At 59.3% G+C, this 20,688-nt stretch carries 14 protein-coding genes; 9 read left to right on the forward strand and 5 right to left on the reverse strand.

The genetic code is table 11. From position 1 onward, the window contains the following. The first annotated feature begins 50 nt into the window (after positions 1-50). From NW843_RS10295 to radC, 3 genes are read left to right on the forward strand one after another with little or no spacing between them, the layout of a single operon-like run. Positions 51-1,112 carry a CIA30 family protein gene (locus tag NW843_RS10295; RefSeq protein ID WP_414522881.1) on the forward strand — a complete coding sequence of 354 codons (1,062 nt, stop codon included), beginning with the start codon at positions 51-53 and terminating at the stop codon, positions 1,110-1,112. After that, positions 1,105-2,832 (forward strand): ArnT family glycosyltransferase, encoded by a 1,728-nt coding sequence (locus tag NW843_RS10300; protein ID WP_414423526.1) that lies wholly within the window; start codon positions 1,105-1,107, stop codon positions 2,830-2,832. The genes NW843_RS10295 and NW843_RS10300 overlap by 8 nt, the downstream gene beginning before the upstream one ends. Before the next feature lie 7 nt (positions 2,833-2,839). After that, a complete protein-coding gene (gene radC / locus NW843_RS10305) occupies positions 2,840-3,571 on the forward strand; it encodes a RadC family protein (RefSeq protein WP_414400432.1) in 732 nt (243 codons plus the stop codon). A 125-nt stretch (positions 3,572-3,696) separates the two neighbouring features. Here the strand turns inward: radC and fmt are convergent, their stop codons facing one another. The 3 genes from fmt to NW843_RS10320 all read right to left on the reverse strand — a co-directional run bounded on the left by fmt (position 3,697) and on the right by NW843_RS10320 (position 7,359). Next, positions 3,697-4,665, reverse strand: coding sequence for a methionyl-tRNA formyltransferase (gene fmt, locus NW843_RS10310; protein WP_414522882.1), 969 nt, complete (start codon positions 4,663-4,665; stop codon positions 3,697-3,699). Positions 4,666-4,745: 80 nt separating this feature from the next. Next, positions 4,746-5,474 carry a hypothetical protein gene (locus tag NW843_RS10315; RefSeq protein ID WP_414522883.1) on the reverse strand — a complete coding sequence of 243 codons (729 nt, stop codon included), beginning with the start codon at positions 5,472-5,474 and terminating at the stop codon, positions 4,746-4,748. 160 nt (positions 5,475-5,634) lie between these two features. Further along, positions 5,635-7,359, reverse strand: coding sequence for an electron transfer flavoprotein (locus NW843_RS10320; RefSeq protein WP_414522884.1), 1,725 nt, complete (start codon positions 7,357-7,359; stop codon positions 5,635-5,637). Between the two features lie 109 nt (positions 7,360-7,468). Here NW843_RS10320 and NW843_RS10325 point away from each other — a divergent pair, with 109 nt between their 5' ends. The 3 genes from NW843_RS10325 to NW843_RS10335 all read left to right on the forward strand — a co-directional run bounded on the left by NW843_RS10325 (position 7,469) and on the right by NW843_RS10335 (position 12,524). Beyond that, the gene (locus NW843_RS10325) at positions 7,469-8,602 is read left to right on the forward strand and encodes an anhydro-N-acetylmuramic acid kinase (protein WP_414522885.1); all 1,134 of its coding nucleotides are present in this window, start codon (positions 7,469-7,471) and stop codon (positions 8,600-8,602) included. Positions 8,603-8,822: 220 nt separating this feature from the next. Next, complete coding sequence (locus tag NW843_RS10330; RefSeq protein WP_414522888.1) at positions 8,823-10,232, forward strand: DUF2079 domain-containing protein; 1,410 nt, start codon at positions 8,823-8,825, stop codon at positions 10,230-10,232. A gap of 243 nt (positions 10,233-10,475) precedes the next feature. Next, complete coding sequence (locus tag NW843_RS10335) at positions 10,476-12,524, forward strand: PhoX family protein (protein WP_414522886.1); 2,049 nt, start codon at positions 10,476-10,478, stop codon at positions 12,522-12,524. 166 nt (positions 12,525-12,690) lie between these two features. Here the strand turns inward: NW843_RS10335 and ilvD are convergent, their stop codons facing one another. After that, positions 12,691-14,388, reverse strand: coding sequence for a dihydroxy-acid dehydratase (gene ilvD / locus NW843_RS10340; RefSeq protein WP_414522889.1), 1,698 nt, complete (start codon positions 14,386-14,388; stop codon positions 12,691-12,693). Positions 14,389-14,770: 382 nt separating this feature from the next. On the opposite strand from ilvD, the gene fbp reads away from it, so the two are divergent. From fbp to NW843_RS10355, 3 genes are all read left to right on the forward strand, one after another. Next, positions 14,771-15,769 (forward strand): class 1 fructose-bisphosphatase, encoded by a 999-nt coding sequence (fbp, locus tag NW843_RS10345; RefSeq protein ID WP_011433573.1) that lies wholly within the window; start codon positions 14,771-14,773, stop codon positions 15,767-15,769. Positions 15,770-15,806: 37 nt separating this feature from the next. Next, positions 15,807-17,360, forward strand: a complete 1,554-nt coding sequence (gene zwf / locus NW843_RS10350; RefSeq protein ID WP_414408986.1) for a glucose-6-phosphate dehydrogenase — start codon at positions 15,807-15,809, stop codon at positions 17,358-17,360. A gap of 193 nt (positions 17,361-17,553) precedes the next feature. Then, entirely contained in the window at positions 17,554-18,465 is a 912-nt protein-coding gene (locus NW843_RS10355) for a tetratricopeptide repeat protein (protein WP_414522887.1), read from the forward strand. Between the two features lie 13 nt (positions 18,466-18,478). Here the strand turns inward: NW843_RS10355 and dxs are convergent, their stop codons facing one another. Further along, complete coding sequence (gene dxs, locus NW843_RS10360; RefSeq protein ID WP_011433570.1) at positions 18,479-20,425, reverse strand: 1-deoxy-D-xylulose-5-phosphate synthase; 1,947 nt, start codon at positions 20,423-20,425, stop codon at positions 18,479-18,481. Positions 20,426-20,688: the final 263 nt, after the last annotated feature.

The raw sequence follows: 20,688 nt of genomic DNA on the forward strand, positions 1-20,688 counted from the left end.
TTCCTGAACCATGTTCAGGAGAGTTCAGCGTGAATGTATCAGGTAGACTCATGCCTTGGGATCTGGGGCGGTTCTGGAACATGCTCACCTACTATGAGGCCCTGCCTTGGGCTGAGGTGTGGCGTCGGGTTCAAAATGGGTTCCAGGCCGTGGAGGATGATTTTGTGCCACCTTCTCTTTCCGAGCCGGTCGCTATCCAGATAGGGGTGGTGGGGGAAGGTTTGCCTGACGGGTTGGCGGAGGCCCTGCGGCAGCAGGGCGTGGAGGTGAGCCATACGCCAGATTGGGCGACAGCAACCGTGATCCTAGGTTTGGGGGATCCACCAACGGCCAAGGCTTATCTGGAGCAATTGCGCAGCAGTGGGCAAACGGAGCGGATGCTGTTCGACTTTCGCCGGCCCAACCCGGATTTGCATCGGTTTTGGGGCATTTTGGACGATGTGGTGATGGGCGGGGCGAGCCAAAGCCAACTGCTCTGGGGAAAGGAGGAGCTGCTGTTCGCAGGCCAGGTTTCCACGGCCAACTTTGGGGGGTTTGTTTCCACGCGCACCCGCAATTGGCAGCCGCCGCTGGACTTGTCGGGGTTTGCCGGTCTGGAGCTGCGCCTGCGAGGGGATGGGCAGCGGTATAAGGTCCTGCTGCGGGATCAAAGCGGCTGGGACAGCCCCGCCTACGGCTATGCGTTCGACACTGCGCCGGGAGAAGAGCAGACCGTTCAGATCCCTTTTGCGGAGATGGTTGCCACGTTCCGCGCCCGCCGGGTTTCTGCTCCCCCTCTCAATAGTCGCCAGATCTACTCGCTGCAACTGATGCTAAGCAAGTTCGAGGCCGATGGCAGCCCAAACCCCCGCTTCCGGCCTGGGCCCTTTCAGCTGGCCGTGCGCTGGATCGGGCTGTATCGCCGGGAGGGGCTGCCGCAATTGATCGGGGTGGCGCGGGGATCCCTTGCCCCGGAGTGGATAGCTGCCCTGCAGGGTAGCTCCAGCCGTTGGTGTGGGGTGGAGATTCCGGTAGAGACAGAGGGATCCGCTCTGGCAGCCCAGTTGCTCCGCCTCCTGCGCTCGCCTCAGAGCGTGGGCCGGGTGGTGTCTTCAGAAGCTTTCCATGCCTAGCTTTCTGGGCCGCCTCAAGGGATCCCTGGGGATGGGGCTTTTGGCCGGCCTGTGGCTGTGGGTAGGTCAGGGGATCCCCTATCTGTTCGACTGGGATGAGCTGATCTACGCCAGCTTGGCGCGGCAGATGCTGGCCAGCGGGGATCCGCTCTCGTTGGCGATCAACGGGGAGCCCTTTTTTGAAAAGCCGCCCCTGTTTTTTTGGCTGCAGGCCCTGTCCATGGCTGTTTTAGGGATGAACGAAGGGGCAGCGCGCTTGCCCAATGCTTTTGCTGGCGGGATCACGGTGGCGCTGCTGGTGGGGTGGGGATCCTGTCTGGGCGGGATGGGGTTCGGCTGCCTATGGGGGATCTTGCTGCTGACAGGCTACCTGCCCTTGTTTTTTTACAAAACTGGTCTCATCGACCCGCTACTCAACCTGGGCATGGGTGTGGGGCTGGGATCCCTTTGGGCCGCCGAGGAGGCCTGGCGGGCCGGGTACTCTGGACGCAGGTGGAGAGCGGTGGGGGCGCTGGCCCTGGGCTTGGCAGTGTTGGCCAAAGGGCCGGTGGGGCTGGTGTTGCCCCTGGCTATCTGGATCCTCTACAAGCTCTGGCAACGGGATCCTCCCCTTCGATGGGGGGAGAGCCTGGTTTTCCTCAGCCTAGCTGTGGCTGTTCCCCTCACTTGGCTGGCGTTGGAGGGGGTGCAACGGGGGCCAGAATGGGTGGAAGAGTTTGGGCGCTACCAATGGCGCATCCTCACCAGCTCAGATGGGCATCCCGGCCCGGTTTATTTTCATCTGTTGGCCTTTGCCCTAGGGTGCTTTCCCTGGGGTTCTTTGGCTTTGGCCGAGATCCTGCAGCCCATCCCCAGGAGCGTGGGCTCGGTGGATTTGACTCGGCGGGCAGAATCTCTGCTGTTGGTGGCTTTTGGGGTGGTGCTGGCCCTGTTTTCGCTGCTGGTGCAAACCAAGCTGGTTCACTACACCTCGCTGCTGTACCCCATTGGGGCCTACTTTGCTGCCCTGCGCTTGCAGCGCCTGGTTGCTGAGAAAAGAGGGCCCAGTTTTTGGGAAAGTGCCTGGATCCTGCTCAGTGGCTTGTTTTGGCTGGCCCTGTGGCTATTGCTGCCTTGGCTGGGATCCCAGGATCCCGCTGGGCTAGTCCAAGCATGGGTCTTTGCCGGCATCCCTGACGACTTTTCCAGCAGCTTGGTGCTGGGATACCTGCAGGCTGAGGTGGAGTGGCCGGTGTTGACCTACGTCCCCGCCGCGATCCTGCTGCTGGGAATTCTCCTTTGGAGTCGAGGACGGCGGCGGGCTTGGGGCTGGACAGTTTTGCTCTTGGCCACCGGACTGAGCGCCCAACTGGCCTGGTGCTGGGTCTTCCCCCGCCTGCTGCAACACACCCAGGGAGGAGCCGTCCACTTTTTCCGGCAGTTTGCCACTTCCGAAAACAACGCCCAGCCGGCTCTCTCTGGAACGGTGGGCCTGTACGGCTTTCGCTCTTTTGTACCCTATTTTTATGGCCCGCTGCAGGTTCCCTACGCCGCCAGCCCAGAAGAGCTGGCCGACTGGCAAGCCCAGGGGCAGGCGCCCGACTACCTGGTTACCTGGGATCCCTTTGTAGCTGAACTTACAGCTCCCGAGGGCGAACAGGCAGCCATTCTGGGATCTTGGCGGGTCGTCGAGCGCCGCAGTCCCTTTTGGCTGTTGAAAAAAACCTCTTCTCCTCCCTAGGCCCCAGATGAGCCAGTACGTGCTGCGCATCAGCGATATTCCTGCCCAAGATCGTCCCCGCGAGCGGCTGCTCAGCCAAGGGGCAAGGCACCTCTCCCACGCCGAGCTGCTGGCCATTCTGCTCAACACCGGACAGGGGCCGGGCAAACTCTCAGCAGTCGGCCTAGCCCAGTTGCTCCTGAAAAAGTTAGAAGCCCAAGGGGATCCCTTGGCCCAGTTGCGCCAGGTGGAAGCCGGAGAGCTGATCCAGATCGAAGGCATTGGCCCGGCCAAGGCAGCAACGGTGTTGGCCGCCATCGAGCTGGGGCGACGGGTGTTTTTGGGTCGCCCGCCAGAACGCACGGTGATCGAGTCGCCGGAACAGGCAGCCATGGCCCTGAGCGGCGACCTGATGTGGGAGACCCAGGAGCATTTTGCCGTTTTGCACCTAGATATCAAGCACCGCCTCATTGGCCAGCAGATCGTAACCCGGGGGACAGCCACCGAAACCCTCACCCATCCGCGGGAAACCTTCCGCAGCGCCATCAAGCAAGGAGCCAGCCGCATCCTGGTGGCCCACAACCACCCTTCCGGCAGCTTGGATCCCAGCCCAGAAGATCTTGCCCTTACCCGGCAACTCTTGCAGGCGGGGCAGCTGCTGCAGATCCCGGTTTTGGACCACCTCATCTTGGGCGGCGGACAGTTCCTCAGCTTGCGCCAACGCACCACCCTTTGGCAGGAGTTTCCCCAGCCGGAGTAAGCCTCACCCTCTCCCAGAGGGAGAGGGGAGTAATGCAACGGAAATGTTTCATTCATTACTGTATTCGCCACCATTTATTCGCCACCATTTGGGTTGACCACGCCCAAGGGATCCCTGTATGGCTCTCAAGCATCCGGGAGTGGCTCAAAACGCATCCCCACCTTGAGCTGGCCGCCATTGACCAAGTCCCAAGCCGATTGTTCTTTTCTGCCGGGCAGTTGCGCCCGTCGAATCAACAGGGATCCCTCTCCGGTGGCTACATAGACTCCTTCTCCCCTGGCCAATCCCACCACCTCGCCAGGGCTGCCTTGGGGGAGATCGCCAGGGGGTGGGTGCAACTGAGGAGAGGCAGAGCGGACAATTTTGATCCGCTGCCCCCTCAAACTGGTGAAACAGTCGGGAGAAAAGGCGCGGATTTGGTTGTGCAAGGCCTGGGCAGGGCGCTGCCAGTCGAGGTGAAAGTCTTGTTTTTTGAGCAAAGGGGCGTAGGTTGCCCGGGATCCATCCTGAGGAATAGGGGTGAGTTCGCCTTTCTCCAATTTCAGGAGTGTTTCCACCAAGAGTTCTGCCCCCAGTTGAGCCAGTTGGGGTGCCAATTCTAGGCTGGTTTGCTCTGGCCCAATGGGTAGCTTGGCCTGGAGCAGGATGGCTCCTGTATCCATTCCCTCATCCATGAGCATCGTGGTTACGCCGGTCTCGGTTTCGCCGTTGGCAATAGCCCACTGGATGGGGGCAGCGCCACGATAGGCGGGCAGGAGGGATCCATGCACATTCACACAGCCCAGCTTGGGCATCTGCAACACCGTCAGGGGCAAGATCTGGCCGTAGGCCACCACCACAAACACATCGGCAGCCAGCGCCTCCAGAGCCGCCAGCACTTGGGGATCCCGCCGCAGGCGGACAGGCTGCCACACCGGGATCCCGTGGGCCTGGGCGAGAACCTTGGTAGGGGGGGGAAGCACCTTTTGTCCCCGTCCCTGGGGCCGATCCGGCTGGCAGACCAATCCCACCACTTCAAAGGGAGACTGCGGCTGCAACAGGATCTGCAGCGAAGGCAGGGCAAACTCTGGCGTGCCGAAAAAAACAACCCGCATGGCCAACCCCAAAGAGCACTGTCCTTCAGAATACGCTCAGCCAGCGGCTGCAAACGCTCGGCTACTTACTATCTCCTCCGTCAACTGACACCCGGAGATTCAGTCTGGGAGGCAGGAGAAGGGGGTGGCGGCTTATCCAGCGGAGAGATTTCTCTCTCTGAGATGGGGGATCGCCCGGTCAAGGGCACCTGCGGGGACTGCCAAAAGGCAGGCTGTTTGAGATCGAACTCTTGGCTCCAGGCCGGGAAAAAAGAGCCCAGTTTCTGCCCAGAAAGCCGCAGCCGTTGCAAAAAAGTCCATTCCAGACGGGTTAAGGCTCGCCGCAGAAAATCCCTAGCCCAATCCGGATCCGGGGCTTCTGCCGCCTGCAAGTTCACCTGCAAGAGGCCCAGCTTGGGATGGAAATGAACCCGTGCTTGGATCCCTTCTGGACGCAACAGGTAATTCAGTACCTGCTGGATGGCTACCCCATCCCCCCGCTGAGCGCGATACAGAGGGCTGTTGGGGTTGGGCTGGGGCTGATAGCGCCACTCGCGGTGCCATTCTGGGATCCCTTCATTGGCCAGAAAGCCAAACAGCTCCACCTGACGCTGCCTGTGGGTCAGCGCCATTTGCTCCAAGGCCGGCGAGAGGCTCTCCAGCAAAGCATTCGGCTCAGGCAAGGGATCCCCTTCTAGACGCAGCAACAGGCGGTGGCCGGAAAGCCGCGCTTGTACCTGGAGATAACCCAACCCCAGGGATCCCAGGGCTTTTTGCAGATCGGCCAAGATAGCGGGCAGAGGAGCCTGGACATCCAAAGAATCGCTCACCGACAAAAGATCTCCAACAAGCCCTAACCCAACCTAGCCAATTTCCTAGGTTGCTTGGATCCCTGGGATCGTCGGCCAAGATGGCCAGATCCATTCACCTCAGTTGCTAGATCCCCAGGATCAGGCGAGCTGCAGCGAACTGAGTTAACCTCAGCAACGGCTACAGCCCATAGAAATCCGGCCCGGATCCCTCGTAGCTGGGGTTGACCCGCAAGTTTAAGTGGGGACAGATGATCTCGCAGGTGCGGCACTGGATGCAGTTTTCCAAAGACATGGCATGGGAGCGGATGCCATTTTGGTCGCGGATGTGGTGTACCTCTGCTGTGCAGTCGGCCACGCAGGGGGTGGGGCGATTCAGCTTGTCGTAGGTGGCGATGCACCGGCGGCAGGTTTCGGCGTCGAACTCCAGGATGTGACGGTTACCCTCGGGGTAGCGGGGATCCGCGAAAAAAACCGCATCGGGCCGCGAGAAATAGCCCGGTCGAGAGGCCAATTCCTGGGGAGCCAAGGTTGTGGGGGCCACAAAATCCGCTTGAATGGCAGCGTGGGGGGCCACATAGCCTCGCGGGGGTGGCTCGCTGGGGCTGACCCGCCCGGTGAGCAGGGTGTAGGCGCGCAGAGTTTCTCGTCCGCGGCGAACGGGATCCTGTAAACCCCAGCGCAGGGATCCCAGCCAGGGATGGCCGGCATCGACGCTGCGGCACACCTGAGGCAAGTATTCTTCCAGCAAGCGGGAGTTCTCCAGAAAAGCCTCGCGGAAGTAGCGGCTGCGGTAGAGGTTTTGCCCCACCGCACTTTCCATCACCGCCTTTTGGTAGTCGGTTTGGATGCGCAGATCCCCTTTCAAGAAGCCATCGTGAATGAGGCCCGCCGCCAGATAGCCGGTTTCCATCGCGTTATCCACCCCGGCCAAGCTACCCACATCCAACACCCCCAGCGCATCCCCCAACAGCAGGGCTCCCTCAACGCCAAACCGGGTGGGCAGGCTGTGGTAGCCCCCTTCGGGAATCACGGCAGCCCCGTACTTGAGCAACTTGCCGCCGGCAATTAGGGACTGGATCCAGGGGTGAGCCTTGAACTCCTGCAGACGTTGCTGGGGGTTGAGGTTGGGGTTTTTGCTGTCGAGGCCGATGATCAGACCCAAAGCCAGGCGGTTTTCCTTAAGGCCATAGACGAAGCCGCCGCTGAAGCTGCCATCCAAAACCGGGTAGCCCAAGGTATGCCACACCTGCCCCTGCAGGGACTGGGGGATCTGCCACACCTCTTTAACCCCCACCGACCACAATTGCGGGTTGGGGCGCAGTTGAAACTTCTCGATGAGATCTTTGGAAATGAAGCCTTTGTCGCCGAAACAGGTGAGTTCGGCAAAGATGCAATCTTCGTACACTTGGCCGGAATCGCTTGCCCGTACCCCGATCACCCGCTCCCCCTCGTAGAGGATTTCATGGGCGGCAAAGCCGGGGAACACATCGAGGGTAACATTTGGGATCCCTTTGGCTTTTTCCTGCAGGGTTTCGGCCAGCCAGCGGATCACGTGGCTGAGGGTGAGAATGAACTGCCCCTGCTTGCGAAATCCGGGTGGGATCACCGCTTCCGGCAGATCCCAGCGCTGTTGGGATCCCAGCACGCTCAAGTGATTGGCTTCCACCCGGCCTTCGTGGGGAAATCCTTGGCTTTCAAAATCGGGGAAGAGCTTGGCGATCACTTGGAGGTTGCAGATGGCGCCACTGACGATGTGACCGCCGAATTGGCGGGCTTTTTCCAAAATGGCAATAGAGATTTTCAGCCCAGAGAGCTTGGCCAGATCCAAAAGGCGGTGGGCCAAGATCAAGTTGGAGGAGCTTCCCCCCACCAAAAGAAGGTCGTAGCGGATGGCTTCACTCATAGTCCCCCACACAGTAGCTCTGGATACCCTGCCTGTATCCTAAAAAGGGGAAGGGGAAAGGGGGCAAAACTTTAGACCTTCTCAAGCCTCTGGTTGAGCCGCCAGCAAAATGATTGTCATTGGCTTAATGTCGGGCACCTCTGTAGACGGGATCGATGTAGCCATCGTCCGCATCGAGGGCGACGATTCCCTACAGTGGGAGTTGATACATTTCCAAACAATCCCCTATTCCCCGACGCTGCGGGCAGAGATTTTGCGGGCTGCGAATCCCAAAACCGGCACGGTAGATCACATCTGCACCTTGAACTTTCGCTTGGGTCGAGCTTTTGCGGCAGCGGCCTTGCAAGGGATCCAGGCGGCCCATCTTACCCCCCAACAGATCGATCTCATCGGCAGCCATGGCCAAACCCTTTGGCATAACCCCAGTGGGCCAGAAGCTTCGACTTTGCAAATCGGTGAAGCTGCGGTGATTGCCGAGCTGACCGGGATCCCGGTGGTGAGCAATTTTCGGGCGCGGGACATGGCAGCAGGAGGCCAAGGCGCACCTTTGGTAGCTTTTGTGGACTGGCTGCTGTTGAGGCATCCCCACCTTCATCGTGTGGCCCAAAACATCGGCGGCATTGCCAACCTTACCTATCTCCCCAGCCTCTGCAGTGGGGGATCCCCCTTGGCCTTCGACACTGGCCCCGGCAACATTTTGATCGATCTGGCGGTGATGCGGGCCAGCCAAGGACAACAAGCCTTTGATCGCGACGGAAAATGGGCTGCCCAAGGCCAAGTCCACTGGGAAAAAGTTGCAGAATGGATGCGGGATCCCTATTTTCAAAAGGCACCGCCCAAAACCACTGGTCGGGAGTATTTTGGATCCCTTTATTTAGAGCGAATTTGGCCCCAATTTATATCCGCCCACGACTGTATTGCCACCCTCACGGGGTTCACAGCCTGCTCCATTGCCCAAGCCTATAGGGACTTTTTACCTAGGATCCCAGATCAAGTTATCCTCAGCGGTGGCGGCACCCAAAACCCTGTCCTTATGCGACTGCTGCAGGAGCAACTGCCGACCACAACCCTGTTGACTTCCGACCAAGTGGGGATCCCTTCTAAGGCCAAAGAGGCCCTTGCCTTCGCGGTATTGGCCTATAAAACCTGGCAAGGTAAGACCAACAATTTACCGGAAGCAACTGGGGCAAGACATGCTGCCATCTTGGGCCAAATCACACCCTCTTGTCGTAACCAGTCCTAACTCATCTGTATCGTTATCTCCAACAAGCTTGAGCCATTCCTCATACTCCCGAGGAAAGAGAAATGTCCGGAATTGCGGCGGAGCCTCTGCCGAATCCAGATCTCGCTAGGATGTCACGCAAGGCTGAGAAAAGCGATAAAGTTACCTTGCCAAGATCTATAAATCAAAAGCCCTAGTTCTTATGAAGGATCGTCCTCTGCCTCCACTTCTGCTGGCAATCATGATTTTTAATTTCTTCATTCTCTTTGGCTGTAGTGTTGTCCGGCATCACCTGTTTCAGTCTGGAGGATATGATCTTGGCATCTTCGACCAATCCATCTATCTAATCAGTCGGGGAGAGGTTCCGTTTTCGACCATTCGAGGGATCCACATCTTGGGAGACCACGCAGCCTTTATTCTCTATCCCATCAGCTTTTTGTACCGCATTGTCCCCTCGGTCTATTGGCTGTTTGGGCTCCAATCCCTGGCGTTAACCTTGGGAGCATTGGCTATTTATCACCTTGCACTTCAGGCCAAGGTCGATCCCAGCCAAGTGATGGTGATTGCCACAGCCTATCTTCTCTATCCGGCCATTTTTAACGCCAACCTTTTTGATTTTCATCCAGAGGTTTTGGCCGTTCCCCTTTTCTTGGCGGCTGTGCTCTGCATTCGCTCTGGAAAATTGTGGGGGTTCCTTCTCTGTTTGAGCGGCATCCTCGGCTGTAAAGCAGTGTTGTCTCTCAATGTTGTCGCCCTGGGAGCCTGGCTGTTGCTTTGGGAAAGAGGACGAATTCAAGAACGCTGGCAATGGCGCTGCCAAGTGGGCGGCTGGACGGCAATTGCGGCAGGATCGGCTTGGTTTGGGATAGCCACTTTTGGGGTCATTCCTCACTTCAGCGGCAGCGAGCCGGCAGCCGTTTCTCATTACGACTATCTAGGGAATTCTGTTGCGGAAATTGTTCAAGGTTTAATCTTGAGACCGATGCTGGTTTTGAGCAAAGTCTTCTCTCTGGACACCCTGTTTTATGGATTTTTATTGGTTGCGCCTTTGGCTTGGGGCCTCTCTTGGCGACACTGGGATCCCTGGATCCCTGCCCTGCCTACCCTGGGTTTGAATATACTCTCCAGCAACCCCGCCTATCGAGATCTGGTGCATCAGTACGCTTTGCCTATCGTTCCTTTCTTGTTCTTAGCTGTCATCGAGAATGTGAAAAATCACCTCTTCCAGAGCCATTTTATAAAAGATGGAAAACTGCCCCTGATCTGGTCTGCGCTGGCCTTTTTGGCCTTGGGGAAATACACCTTTTTCGGCTCGATTTATCTCAGCTCCCTGGACACTTGGCAGGCAACCCGACAGGCTCTTGCCCAGATCACCACCCAAGGGGGCGTCCTCACCACCCACGAGATCAGCCCTCACCTCACCCAGCGACCTGTAATCTACTTTACAGACGAGGGCCGCTTCAATGGATCCCCGCCCTCTCAGTGGGATCCCTTTGATTATGTCTTGCTCAACAGCCGCCATCCGGGGTGGCGCAGCAGCCCAGAGTTCTCCCAGACCCTGATTGCCGCTTTACAAAACGAAACCTCATTTCGACTTCTCTACCATCGCGATGGGGTGTATCTGTTCTCCAGGCTACGAGAAAGATCCTGACAGGCAGCCGCAGCAATGCCCTGCCTCATCGCAACAAATCGTTAAAAAAAATTGTTACGTCGATCTAAAGAAATTCTCCAAATCGGCAAGGCTTAACCTGGGCTTGGTCTCTCCTTAACTTCCAGCCACTAGTTTTGTAGTGCCTATCCTTATGCGTGAAAACAGTCACGCGGGGAATAGATGTTTTTTGTAAAACATCTAGCTTCTAGAAGACCGACAAGACAAGAGAAGAGGAGAACCAAAGTGAATAGCAATCCGCATGGCCCCCGGCTCCGTCATGGGGACGAGCCTCTGTGCAATCATTCGCCCAACCCTACCTTCAGCAGCATTCTGGAAACCCGCCTGCAGCGGCGCCAAGTGCTGCAGGGCGGCATTGCGGCGGCAGTGGCCACCTTTTTCGGCCTGCCGGCGCTAAACGGCGCTTCCAAATCTGCCAAAGCGGCCAGCGGCAGCTCCTTGCTGGGCTTCAAGGCGATCCCCGTGAGTGCAGAAGACAAAGTGGTGGTGCCCGAAGGCTACACGGCTCGACCGCTGCTGGCCTGGGGTACCCCCATCACCGGCACCTACCCACAGTTCAAGCTGGAAAACACCGGCGCCGAGCAAGGGATGCAGGTGGGCAGCCACCACGACGGCATGCACTTCTTCCCCATTGATGGGAAGGATCCCTGGCAGGGCAGCTCCACCGAGGGTTTGCTGGTGTTTAACCACGAGTACGTTGAGCCTCGGTTTATGCATGCTGCGGCTGTGGGCCAGAAGCTGGATTCCGACCTGTATCCCACCAATCCTGACGGCAGCCGCGATCCCGACCAGGTGCTGAAAGAGCTGAATGGCCACGGGGTGAGCATTGTCCACATCAAGCAGCAGGGAGACGGCAGTTGGGAAGTGGTGCGGGATCGCCTCAACCGCCGCATCACCGGTCTTACCCTCATGGAGATCCAAGGGCCAGTGCGGGGATCCGACTTTGTGAAAACCAAGTTCAGCCCCGAAGGCACGATGACCCGTGGCACCCTGAACAACTGCGCCCACGGCGTCACTCCCTGGAATACCTACCTTACTTGTGAGGAGAACTGGGCGGACTACTTCAGCAACACCAGCAAAGGCCCCGACCAAAAGCCCAACCTGCCCCGGGAGCACAAGCGCTACGGCGTGAGCACCGAGACTTCCCGCTACGGCTGGGAGCTGGCCAGCAACAAGGCAGACGAGTTCATCCGCTTCAACGCCACCCCCACCGCTGCGGATGCCACTCAAGACTACCGCAATGAGCCCAACACTTTTGGCTGGGTGGTGGAGATCGATCCCTTTGATCCCAGCAGCACTCCCAAGAAGCGCACCGCTCTGGGCCGCTTCGCCCACGAAGGCGTGGTGTTTCAGCCGCCGGTGGAAGGCCAGCCGATTGTGGCCTATATGGGGGATGATGCCCGCTTTGAGTACATCTACAAGTACGTCTCTGCCGAGCCCTACCGCAAGGAAACGGCGGGTGGACATCTGTTGGACAATGGCACCCTGTATGTGGCCAAGTTCAACGAAGATGGCACAGGGGAGTGGCTGCCGCTGGTGTTTGGGAAAAACGGTCTAACCCCGGAAAACGGCTTCACCAGCCAAGCAGATGTGTTGGTGAATACCCGCACGGCGGCGGATTTTGTCGGTGCTACTAAAATGGACCGGCCTGAGTGGGGAGCGGTGGATCCGCAAACCCGCATGGTCTACTTCACCCTGACCAACAACAGCCGTCGGGAACAAGACCAGGTGAACGCTGCCAACCCCCGTCCCAAAAACAAGTGGGGTCACATCATCCGTTGGAAGGAAGCCAACGACCGGCCTCAAGCCACCCGTTTCGAGTGGGATCTCTTTGTCTTGGCCGGGCCGCCTGAAGATAGCCGCACCCTATCAGGTCAACCCCTCAATGCAGATAACATCTTCAACTCTCCCGATGGTCTGTGGTTCGATGCCAGCCGTCGCCTCTGGATCCAGACCGACACCAGCGAAAGCAATCTCAACCAAGGGGATTTTGCTCCTTTTGGCAATAACCAAATGTTGGCTGCCGATCCGGATACAGGGGAAATTCGCCGCTTCTTGACCGGGCCGATTGGGCAGGAGATCACCGGTGTGGTCACCACTCCCGATCAGCGCACCATGTTCATCAACGTGCAGCACCCAGGCGCCAGCACCAGCGAGGACGACTTTGCTGCCGGCAAGGTCAATTCCCGCTGGCCAGACTACGACCCCAATCTCTACCCCCGCTCGGCGGTGGTGGTGATCACCAAAAATGACGGCGGGATCATCGGTACCTAGTTGTCTCTGAGGCCGTCAGCCCATAAAACCCAGCGGCAGGGATCCTTCATCTCTGCCGCTTTCTTGCACTTAACCCAGCAAGGCTGATCCCTGCAGGGTCAGGAATCTGGAGCTATCTCTCAAGTACCAATTCTCCCTCTGGGAGACGAGCCGGGGGTGAGGGAAATTAATCCCACAGGTTCAAATCCGTCACTGCTCCCAAGCTGCTGCTGGAGACCAGCTTGGCGTACTTGGCTAGGGTGCCCCGTTTGTAGCGAGGCTCAGGAGGAGACCAGCGGGCGCGGCGGCGAGCCAGTTCTTCATCGCTCACGTGCAGGTGTAATAGGCGAGCCGGAGCATCGATGGTGATAAGATCCCCTTCTTCCACCAGGGCAATCGTGCCCCCCACATAGGCTTCGGGAGCCACATGGCCCACCACCATGCCGTAGGTGCCGCCGGAGAAGCGGCCATCGGTGATCAGGCCAACGCTATCCCCCAAGCCGGCGCCGATGATGGCCGAAGTGGGCGAGAGCATCTCCCGCATGCCGGGGCCACCTTTGGGGCCTTCGTAGCGGATCACCACCACATCCCCTGCTCGGATCTGGCCGGAGAGGATGGCCTGCAGGCAGGATTCCTCTGAATCGAAGACCCGCGCCGGCCCGGTAATTTGCGGGTTCTTGACGCCGGTAATTTTGGCCACTGCCCCTTCGCTGGCCAGGTTTCCCTTGAGGATGGCCAGATGCCCTTGGGGATACAGGGGGCTGTGCCAAGGGCGGATCACCTCCTGATCCGGGCTAGGCTCGTCCGGCACATCCCGCAGGACTTCGACGATGGTCTGGCCGGAGATGGTGAGGCAGTCCCCGTGCAGCAGGCCGTGGTTGAGCAGCATTTTCATCACCTGGGGGATCCCGCCGGCTCGGTGCAGGTCGGTGGCCACAAACCGCCCTGAAGGCTTGAGATCGCAGAGGACAGGCACGCGAGCACGAATGGTCTCGAAATCATCTAGCGTCAGGGGCACTTCTGCCGCATGGGCAATGGCCAGAAAGTGGAGCACGGCGTTGGTGGATCCCCCTACGGCCATGATCACCGAGATGGCATTTTCAATGCTTTTGCGGGTGATGATATCTCGCGGGCGGAGGTTGGCTTTGATGGCCTCTGCCAAGACCTTGGCCGATTGGGCTGCACTTTCGGCTTTTTCCTCGTCTTCTGCAGCCATGGTGGAGGAGTAGGGCAGGCTCATCCCCATGGCCTCAAACGCGCTGGACATGGTGTTGGCCGTGTACATGCCGCCGCAGGATCCCGCACCGGGACAGGCATGGCGCTCCACCGCCAGCAGCTCTTCCTCGGAGATGCGCCCGGCGCTGAACTCCCCTACGGCTTCAAAAGCGCTGACGATGGTGAGGTCGCGGCCATTGTAGTGACCCGGCTTGATGGTGCCGCCGTAGACGAAGATCGAGGGTACATTGAGGCGGGCCATGGCGATCATCGCCCCCGGCATGTTCTTGTCGCAGCCGCCAATGGCCAAGAGGCCATCCATGCTCTGGCCGTTGACCACCGTCTCGATGGAATCGGCAATCACTTCCCGCGACACCAGCGAGTATTTCATCCCCTCCGTGCCCATGGAAATGCCATCGCTGATGGTGATGGTGCCGAACACCTGGGGCATACAGCCCGCTGCCTTCAGAGCCGCCTCCGCCCGCTCCGCCAGAGTTTGGATCCCCATGTTGCAGGGGGTGATGGTGCTGTGGGCGTTGGCAATGCCGACAATGGGCTTGCCGAAGTCTTCGTCGCGAAAGCCTACGGCCCTGAGCATGGCGCGGTTGGGGGAGCGCTGTACTCCCTGGGTAACCACTTGGCTGCGCAGTGGGAGCGGAGAATTGGCCATCATTGCAAGAGGAAACCGGGACGAAGTAGGGAGAGGAGAAAAGGGGTAGAACTCATCCTACCGCGTTTCTTCGGGGGAACATGAGCTTTCCCGGCAAGAGGGATCCGACCAAATCTGAAGCAACTCTGTAAGTCCAAATCTGAAGCAACTCTGTAAGTTGTCTGCACCTGCGCCGAGGATCGGCCAGCCTACCTAATAGAAGGGATCCCAGGTTCCAATCGCGCTAGCGAGACCGAGTCAAGACATGGGGGCCAGGGATCCTGGGTGTTGGTGTTTCCCCTTCGTGTTGGCGAAGCCTCGTATGGTTCTCAGCTCTCCTCCCTCCCCGCCGGTAGTGTCCAGCAGTGCCGACCGCGTTAGCGGGACGGAGTCCTCACGGGAGATGTTGCGGGATGTGCTCACCCTCTCCCGTCATGTTTTACAGCAGTTTGGCAGTTTTACGGCAGAGGCCCAAGACTTCAGCGCCCTGATGAACCGCATTGCCCTGGCCGGCAAGATGATCGCCCGGCGGCTGAGTCAGGCAGGACTGATCGAAGGGGCGCTGGGGGTTACCGGCAGCCTCAATGTCCAAGGGGAAGAACAGCAACAGATGGACGACTACGCCAACCGGGCCTTCATTCGCGCTTTGGAGCAAACGGGCCTGGTGTGTCGGCTGGTCTCGGAAGAGATGAAAACCCCGGCTCGCCTGCCGGAAAACTGCTCCCTCAGCCGCTTGGCCCTGATGATCGATCCCCTGGATGGATCCTCCAACATTGACGCCAACCTCAGCGTCGGCTCCATCTTCTCCGTCCTTCACCCTCTTGAGGATCGCCCGGAAGCGGACAACCAAGACCTGCTGCAACCGGGCCGTCGCCAACTGGCTGCGGGATATATTCTCTACGGCCCCAGCACCCAACTGGTCTACTCCGTCGGCAAGGGGGTACACGGTTTCACGTTGGATCCCAGCTTGGGGGAATTTATCCTCTCCCGCAGCGACATCCGCATTCCTGAACGCGGCTCCGTCTACAGCCTCAACGAGGGCTATTTTTGCCAGTGGAGCGAAGGGATCCAGAACTATGTCCGGTATGTTCACCGCCGCGATGGCTACATCTCCCGTTACAGCGGCGCTCTGGTGGCGGATTTTCACCGCATTCTCCTGCAGGGCGGAGTTTACCTCTATCCCGGCACCCAGAAAAAACCGGAGGGCAAGCTGCGCCTGATGTACGAGGCCAACCCCCTGGCTTTTCTGGCCGAGCAGGCGGGCGGGGCGGCCACCACTGGCACCGAGGCCATCCTAGACATCGTCCCCCAATCTCTCCACCAACGGGTGCCCCTTATCATCGGCAGCCGCGAGAACGTGGAAGAAGTGCTGCGCTGCCTAGAGGGTTCTCTGGTGCCCTAGGTTCTTCCCAATCCTTCTCTTTGAGCCAAGCTGGCCTATGGTAACCCTGGCAGAAAACCCCCTTCGCGTTGGTCTCAACCAAGAACGCACCCCGGATCCCTGCATTGTGGTGCAGTTTGGCGCTTCTGGGGATCTGGCCGCCCGCAAGCTGCTCCCGGCCTACTACCGGCTGTTTGGGCAGCGGCGGCTGCCGCCGGAGTTTACTTTGGTGGGGGTGGCCCGCCGCGATTGGACTCACGAGGTTTATCGGGAAAAGATGCGGGCTGCCGTGCAGGAGTTTGCCCCCCAGGACTTGGGGCCGGAGGCCCTCTGGCAGGACTTCGCCAGCCGCCTGTTCTATTGCCGCCTCGATATCGGAGATGCTGAGAGCTATCTGCGCCTAAAGCAGCTGCTCAGCCAGCTGGACGAAGAGCGGGGCACCCGCGGCAACCGAGTGTTCTATCTGGCGGTGGCGCCGGACTTCTATGCCCAGGCCATCCAACAGCTGGGGGCAGCCGGTATGGTGGCCGATCCGACCAAAACGCGGGTGGTGATCGAAAAGCCCTTTGGCCACGACCTCACCTCGGCCCAGGAACTCAACCGCCTTGTGCAGCGAATTTGCCAGGAAGAGCAGATCTACCGCATTGATCACTACTTGGGCAAAGAGACGGTGCAAAACCTGCTGGTCTTCCGCTTTGCCAACGCCATTTTCGAGCCTCTCTGGAACCGCAACTACATCGACCATGTGCAGATCACCGTGGCGGAGACGGTGGGGGTGGAGGATCGGGCCGGCTACTACGACACTGCCGGCGCCCTGCGAGACATGGTGCAAAACCACCTAATGCAGATCTATTGCCTGACGGCCATGGAGCCACCTGTCTCACTGCGCAGCGATGGGGTGCGCAACGAAAAGACCAAGGTGCTGCAGGCCACCCGCCTAGCGGATCCCCGCAATGTGGCAGCCGCAGCGGTGCGGGCGCAGTACGGCCCTGGCTGGATTGCCGGCAAGCCGGTGCTGGGCTATCGGCAGGAGCCCAATGTCAATCCCCAGTCCAAAACCCCCACCTACGTCGCTCTGAAACTGGAGTGTGATACTTGGCGGTGGAAGGGGGTGCCCTTCTACTTGCGCACTGGGAAACGCCTGCCCAAGAAGGTTTCGGAGGTGGCCATTCACTTTAAGCAGGTGCCCCTTTCCCTGTTCCAATCGGCAGCTCGGGAGGTGAGTCCCAACATCCTGGTACTGCGCATCCAACCCAATGAGGGCATCTCGTTGCGCTTTGAGGCCAAGATGCCGGGGCCAGAGATCCGCACCCGCTCGGTGGATATGGATTTCCGCTATGGGACTGCCTTTGGAGCGAGTACACCGGATGCTTATGATCGCCTGCTCCTGGATTGTCTGTTGGGAGATCCAACGCTGTTTACCCGTGCCGATGAGGTTGAAGCGGCCTGGCGGGTGGTGACGCCGGTGTTATCGGCCTGGGAGTCTGAGCCCGGCAGCGGCAATGGCGGCAGTGCTGCACCGCCTCTGTTCACCTATGAGGCCGGCACCTGGGGGCCAAAGGCTGCCGAAGATCTGCTCACCCAATCGGGGCGGCGGTGGCGGCGCCTCTGATTTGGCTGCTCTCGGCTGGTAAACCATGGCCTATCCACCTCTGTGTAAGCCGGGGCACCCTCAGCAACAGGCAGAAGAGCATGAGCAGCTCAAGAGCCCTTTCAAATGGCCGCTGCAGAAGAGAACACCAAGACGTAGGGATCCCCGGCTGTTGCAGCTAACATGGGCATGGCCTGTTTATTGCGTGGGTATCATGCCGCCACTGTTGTTCCGGTTATCCGTCCGGCCCTGGCAAGCCTTGTCGGTGGGCCTGGCAGTTGTGTTGGGGATGGGAGGGTGGAGCTCTGCCCAGGCCCAGGTGTTGCTGCACGTCCCTCTGCCCAATGGGGGCTTGATGCAGGCCCAAGCGCTACAACTGGCCACCGACTCGCTGCGGCTGGCCCAGTTTGGTCAAACGGAAGAAGCGCTGCGCCGCCTGCAACTGGCCGTGGCCATGGTGCCCAACTCCTCAGAGCTGCTCTATGTTTTGGGCAACGTCCACCTAGAACTGGGGGACTTGGAGCAGGCGATTGCCTCGTTGCAGAAGGCCCGCGCCCTGTCTCCTCAAGATGGGGCTGTTCTCTACTCGCTGGGATCGGCTTATTTGCGGCAGGGCAGCTACTTTGCCGCTGCTGAAACCCTGGAACGAGCTGTGGCCCTGCAACCGGATAACCCCAATGCCCGCTTCCAACTGGGCAATGCCTACCTCATGCTGGATCGGTGGGATGCGGCCCGGCAGGAATATGAGAAGACCTTGGAGTTGGATTCCGCCTATTGGCCGGCCATGAACAACATGGGCTTGGTGGACTATGAGCAGGGGGATCTCGACGCCGCCATCGATCGCTGGGAACGCACGATAGAGATGAACAATGCCGTAGCAGAGCCCTATTTGGCCCTGGCGACTGCCCTCTACATTCGGGGAGAAACCGAACGGGCTGAGGAACTGGGGGCAAAGGCCATGCGCTTGGATCCCAACTATGCCCGCCTGCAGGTGTTGCGGGAGAACCTGTGGCGAGAAAACCTGCTGCGAGATGTGCAGATCCTCCTGCGCACCCGCCCTGTTGCAGAAGCTCTGCAGCAAGCCGCTATCGAGCAGTTCAACCGGCGGATGGGCCTCTCAGAATAGATTCAGGATAGATTTAGGAATTGACAGTGGGAAGTTCTGCAGGGGATCCCTTGAGAACTCGTGCCTGAAACTTGGCCCGAATCCGCTCGGCAATCCCGGCACTGTTCAAGCCTAGTTCTGCCAAGGATTCCTCGGGGGTGGCGTGCTCCACCCACACATCCGGCACCCCCAAGCGCAACAAGGGCACTGCCAGGTCGGCGTCGAGCAGGGCTTCGGCCACTGCCGAGCCAAACCCACCCATGAGGCAACCTTCTTCCACCGTCACCACCAAGCGGCTCTGTTCGGCCAAAGGCAGGATCAGCTCAGTATCCAGAGGCTTGGCGAAGCGGGCATTGACCACCGTGGCTGAGATGCCGTGTTCTTTCAAGATCTCCGCCGCCTGCAGGCTGGGATGCACCATCGACCCATAGGCCAGGATCAGCACCTCGCCGCCGCTGCGCAACACCTCGGCTTTGCCGATGGGCAGGGGTTCCCATCCCTCTTCTGCCAGAGGCACCCCCACGCCAGATCCGCGCGGGTAACGCATGGCGATGGGGCCCTGGGTGTACTGGATCCCGGTCACCACCATGCGCTGTAGCTCCGCTTCATCTTTGGGAGCCATTAGCACCATTTCCGGAATGCAGCGCAGATAGGCGATGTCGTACATGCCTTGGTGGGTGGGGCCATCGGCTCCTACAACTCCCGCCCGATCCAAGCAAAAGAAGACCGGCAACTTTTGGATACAGACATCGTGGATGATCTGGTCGTAGGCCCGCTGCAAGAAGGTGGAATAAATGGCCACCACTGGCCGCATTCCCTCACAGGCCATGCCAGCCGCCAACGTTACAGCGTGCTGCTCGGCGATCCCCACATCCACAAACTGATCCGGCAGCTTTTCCTTGAGCTTATCCAGGCCAGTGCCCGTATCCATAGCGGCGGTGATGCCGATGATGCGGGGATCCCGCTCGGCCAGCTTGCAGAGGGCATGGCCAAAGACCTTGCTGTAGCTGGGGGGCTTGGGCTTGGTGGGCGGGTAGGGCTTGCCGGTGGCCAGGTCGAAGCGGGATTGGGCATGATACCCCACCTGTTCCGCTTCGGCAGGTGGGTAGCCCTTGCCTTTGACGGTAGCTACATGCACCAGTACCGGGCCGGAGATGCCGTGGGCCAACTCAAAGGCATCCAACAACTCCGCCAGGTTGTGCCCGTCCACCGGCCCCACGTAGGTAAAGCCCAGCTCCTCAAAGATAATGCCGGCTTTGTTGTTTTGCACAGCGGTAACCAGCTTCACCGTTTCCTTGAGGCGGTCAATTTCCGGGCTGAGGCTGGATCCCAGTAGGGGCAGGTTCTTCAGTTGCTCTTCTAGGCTGTCGGCCAAAAACTGCACCGGCGGGCTGAGGCGCAGGCGGTTTAAATAGCGAGGGATCGCCCCCACATTGGGGGAAATAGACATGCCGTTGTCGTTGAGCACCACCATCAGGTTGGTCTTGGGCAGGTGCCCGGCGTGGTTGATGGCTTCATAGGCCATGCCTCCGGTCAGGGCACCATCCCCAATGATGGCCACCACCTTGAAGTTGTCTCCCCGCCGATCCCGAGCGATGGCCATGCCCAAAGCTGCCGAGATGCTGGTGGAAGCGTGCCCCGCCCCAAAGTGATCGAAGCGGCTCTCGCTGCGCTTCAGGTAGCCGGAAATCCCCCCCTTCTGGCGCAATGTGTGGAAATTGTGGTACCTGCCGGTGAGCATTTTGTGGGCATAAGCCTGGTGCCCCACATCCCAGATCACCTTGTCTCGATCCAGATCGAGGGTCTTGTAGAGGGCCAAGGTCAGCTCCACCACCCCCAGCCCTGGCCCCAGATGACAGCCGACCGGGGAATTGGCAGCCGTCTGCAGATGTTTGTCGCGAATCTGGCGGGCTAGGCTGCGCAACTGGCTCAGGTTCAGGTTTCGGAGCTGGTTGGGATGAGTGATGTCACTCAGGTGCATAATGGACTCGTCCTTCCGGTGTGATCTCACTCTAATTCATTTTCAGGAGGGGTTTTGTAGCCCTCCCTCTCAAAACTTCAAGGAATGCAGGGATCCCCTCAATGCTGGGCCAAGGGCAGTAAACTACCCGACCCTGACTGCTTCGCAGTACAGTGCGGGCTTTCAGTAGCCCTGAGCCTGTTATGCTCTCCCAGAGAACAAAACAAACTCGAACCTCTGGGCTGGTTTACGGCAGCCCCCAAGAGCGCAATCACATTCGCACC

It is taken from the genome of Synechococcus sp. R5-12 (assembly GCF_047502655.1).
Taxonomy (GTDB): domain Bacteria; phylum Cyanobacteriota; class Cyanobacteriia; order Thermostichales; family Thermostichaceae; genus Thermostichus.

Coding starts and splice junctions, on each gene's coding strand:
- NW843_RS10295 (WP_414522881.1), top strand. CDS start 51: ATGCCTTGGGATCTGGGGCGGTTCTGGAACATGCTCACCTACTATGAG.
- NW843_RS10300 (WP_414423526.1), top strand. CDS start 1,105: ATGCCTAGCTTTCTGGGCCGCCTCAAGGGATCCCTGGGGATGGGGCTT.
- radC (WP_414400432.1), top strand. CDS start 2,840: ATGAGCCAGTACGTGCTGCGCATCAGCGATATTCCTGCCCAAGATCGT.
- fmt (WP_414522882.1), bottom strand. CDS start 4,665: ATGCGGGTTGTTTTTTTCGGCACGCCAGAGTTTGCCCTGCCTTCGCTG.
- NW843_RS10320 (WP_414522884.1), bottom strand. CDS start 7,359: ATGAGTGAAGCCATCCGCTACGACCTTCTTTTGGTGGGGGGAAGCTCC.
- NW843_RS10325 (WP_414522885.1), top strand. CDS start 7,469: ATGATTGTCATTGGCTTAATGTCGGGCACCTCTGTAGACGGGATCGAT.
- NW843_RS10330 (WP_414522888.1), top strand. CDS start 8,823: ATGATTTTTAATTTCTTCATTCTCTTTGGCTGTAGTGTTGTCCGGCAT.
- ilvD (WP_414522889.1), bottom strand. CDS start 14,388: ATGGCCAATTCTCCGCTCCCACTGCGCAGCCAAGTGGTTACCCAGGGA.
- fbp (WP_011433573.1), top strand. CDS start 14,771: ATGTTGCGGGATGTGCTCACCCTCTCCCGTCATGTTTTACAGCAGTTT.
- zwf (WP_414408986.1), top strand. CDS start 15,807: ATGGTAACCCTGGCAGAAAACCCCCTTCGCGTTGGTCTCAACCAAGAA.
- NW843_RS10355 (WP_414522887.1), top strand. CDS start 17,554: ATGCCGCCACTGTTGTTCCGGTTATCCGTCCGGCCCTGGCAAGCCTTG.
- dxs (WP_011433570.1), bottom strand. CDS start 20,425: ATGCACCTGAGTGACATCACTCATCCCAACCAGCTCCGAAACCTGAAC.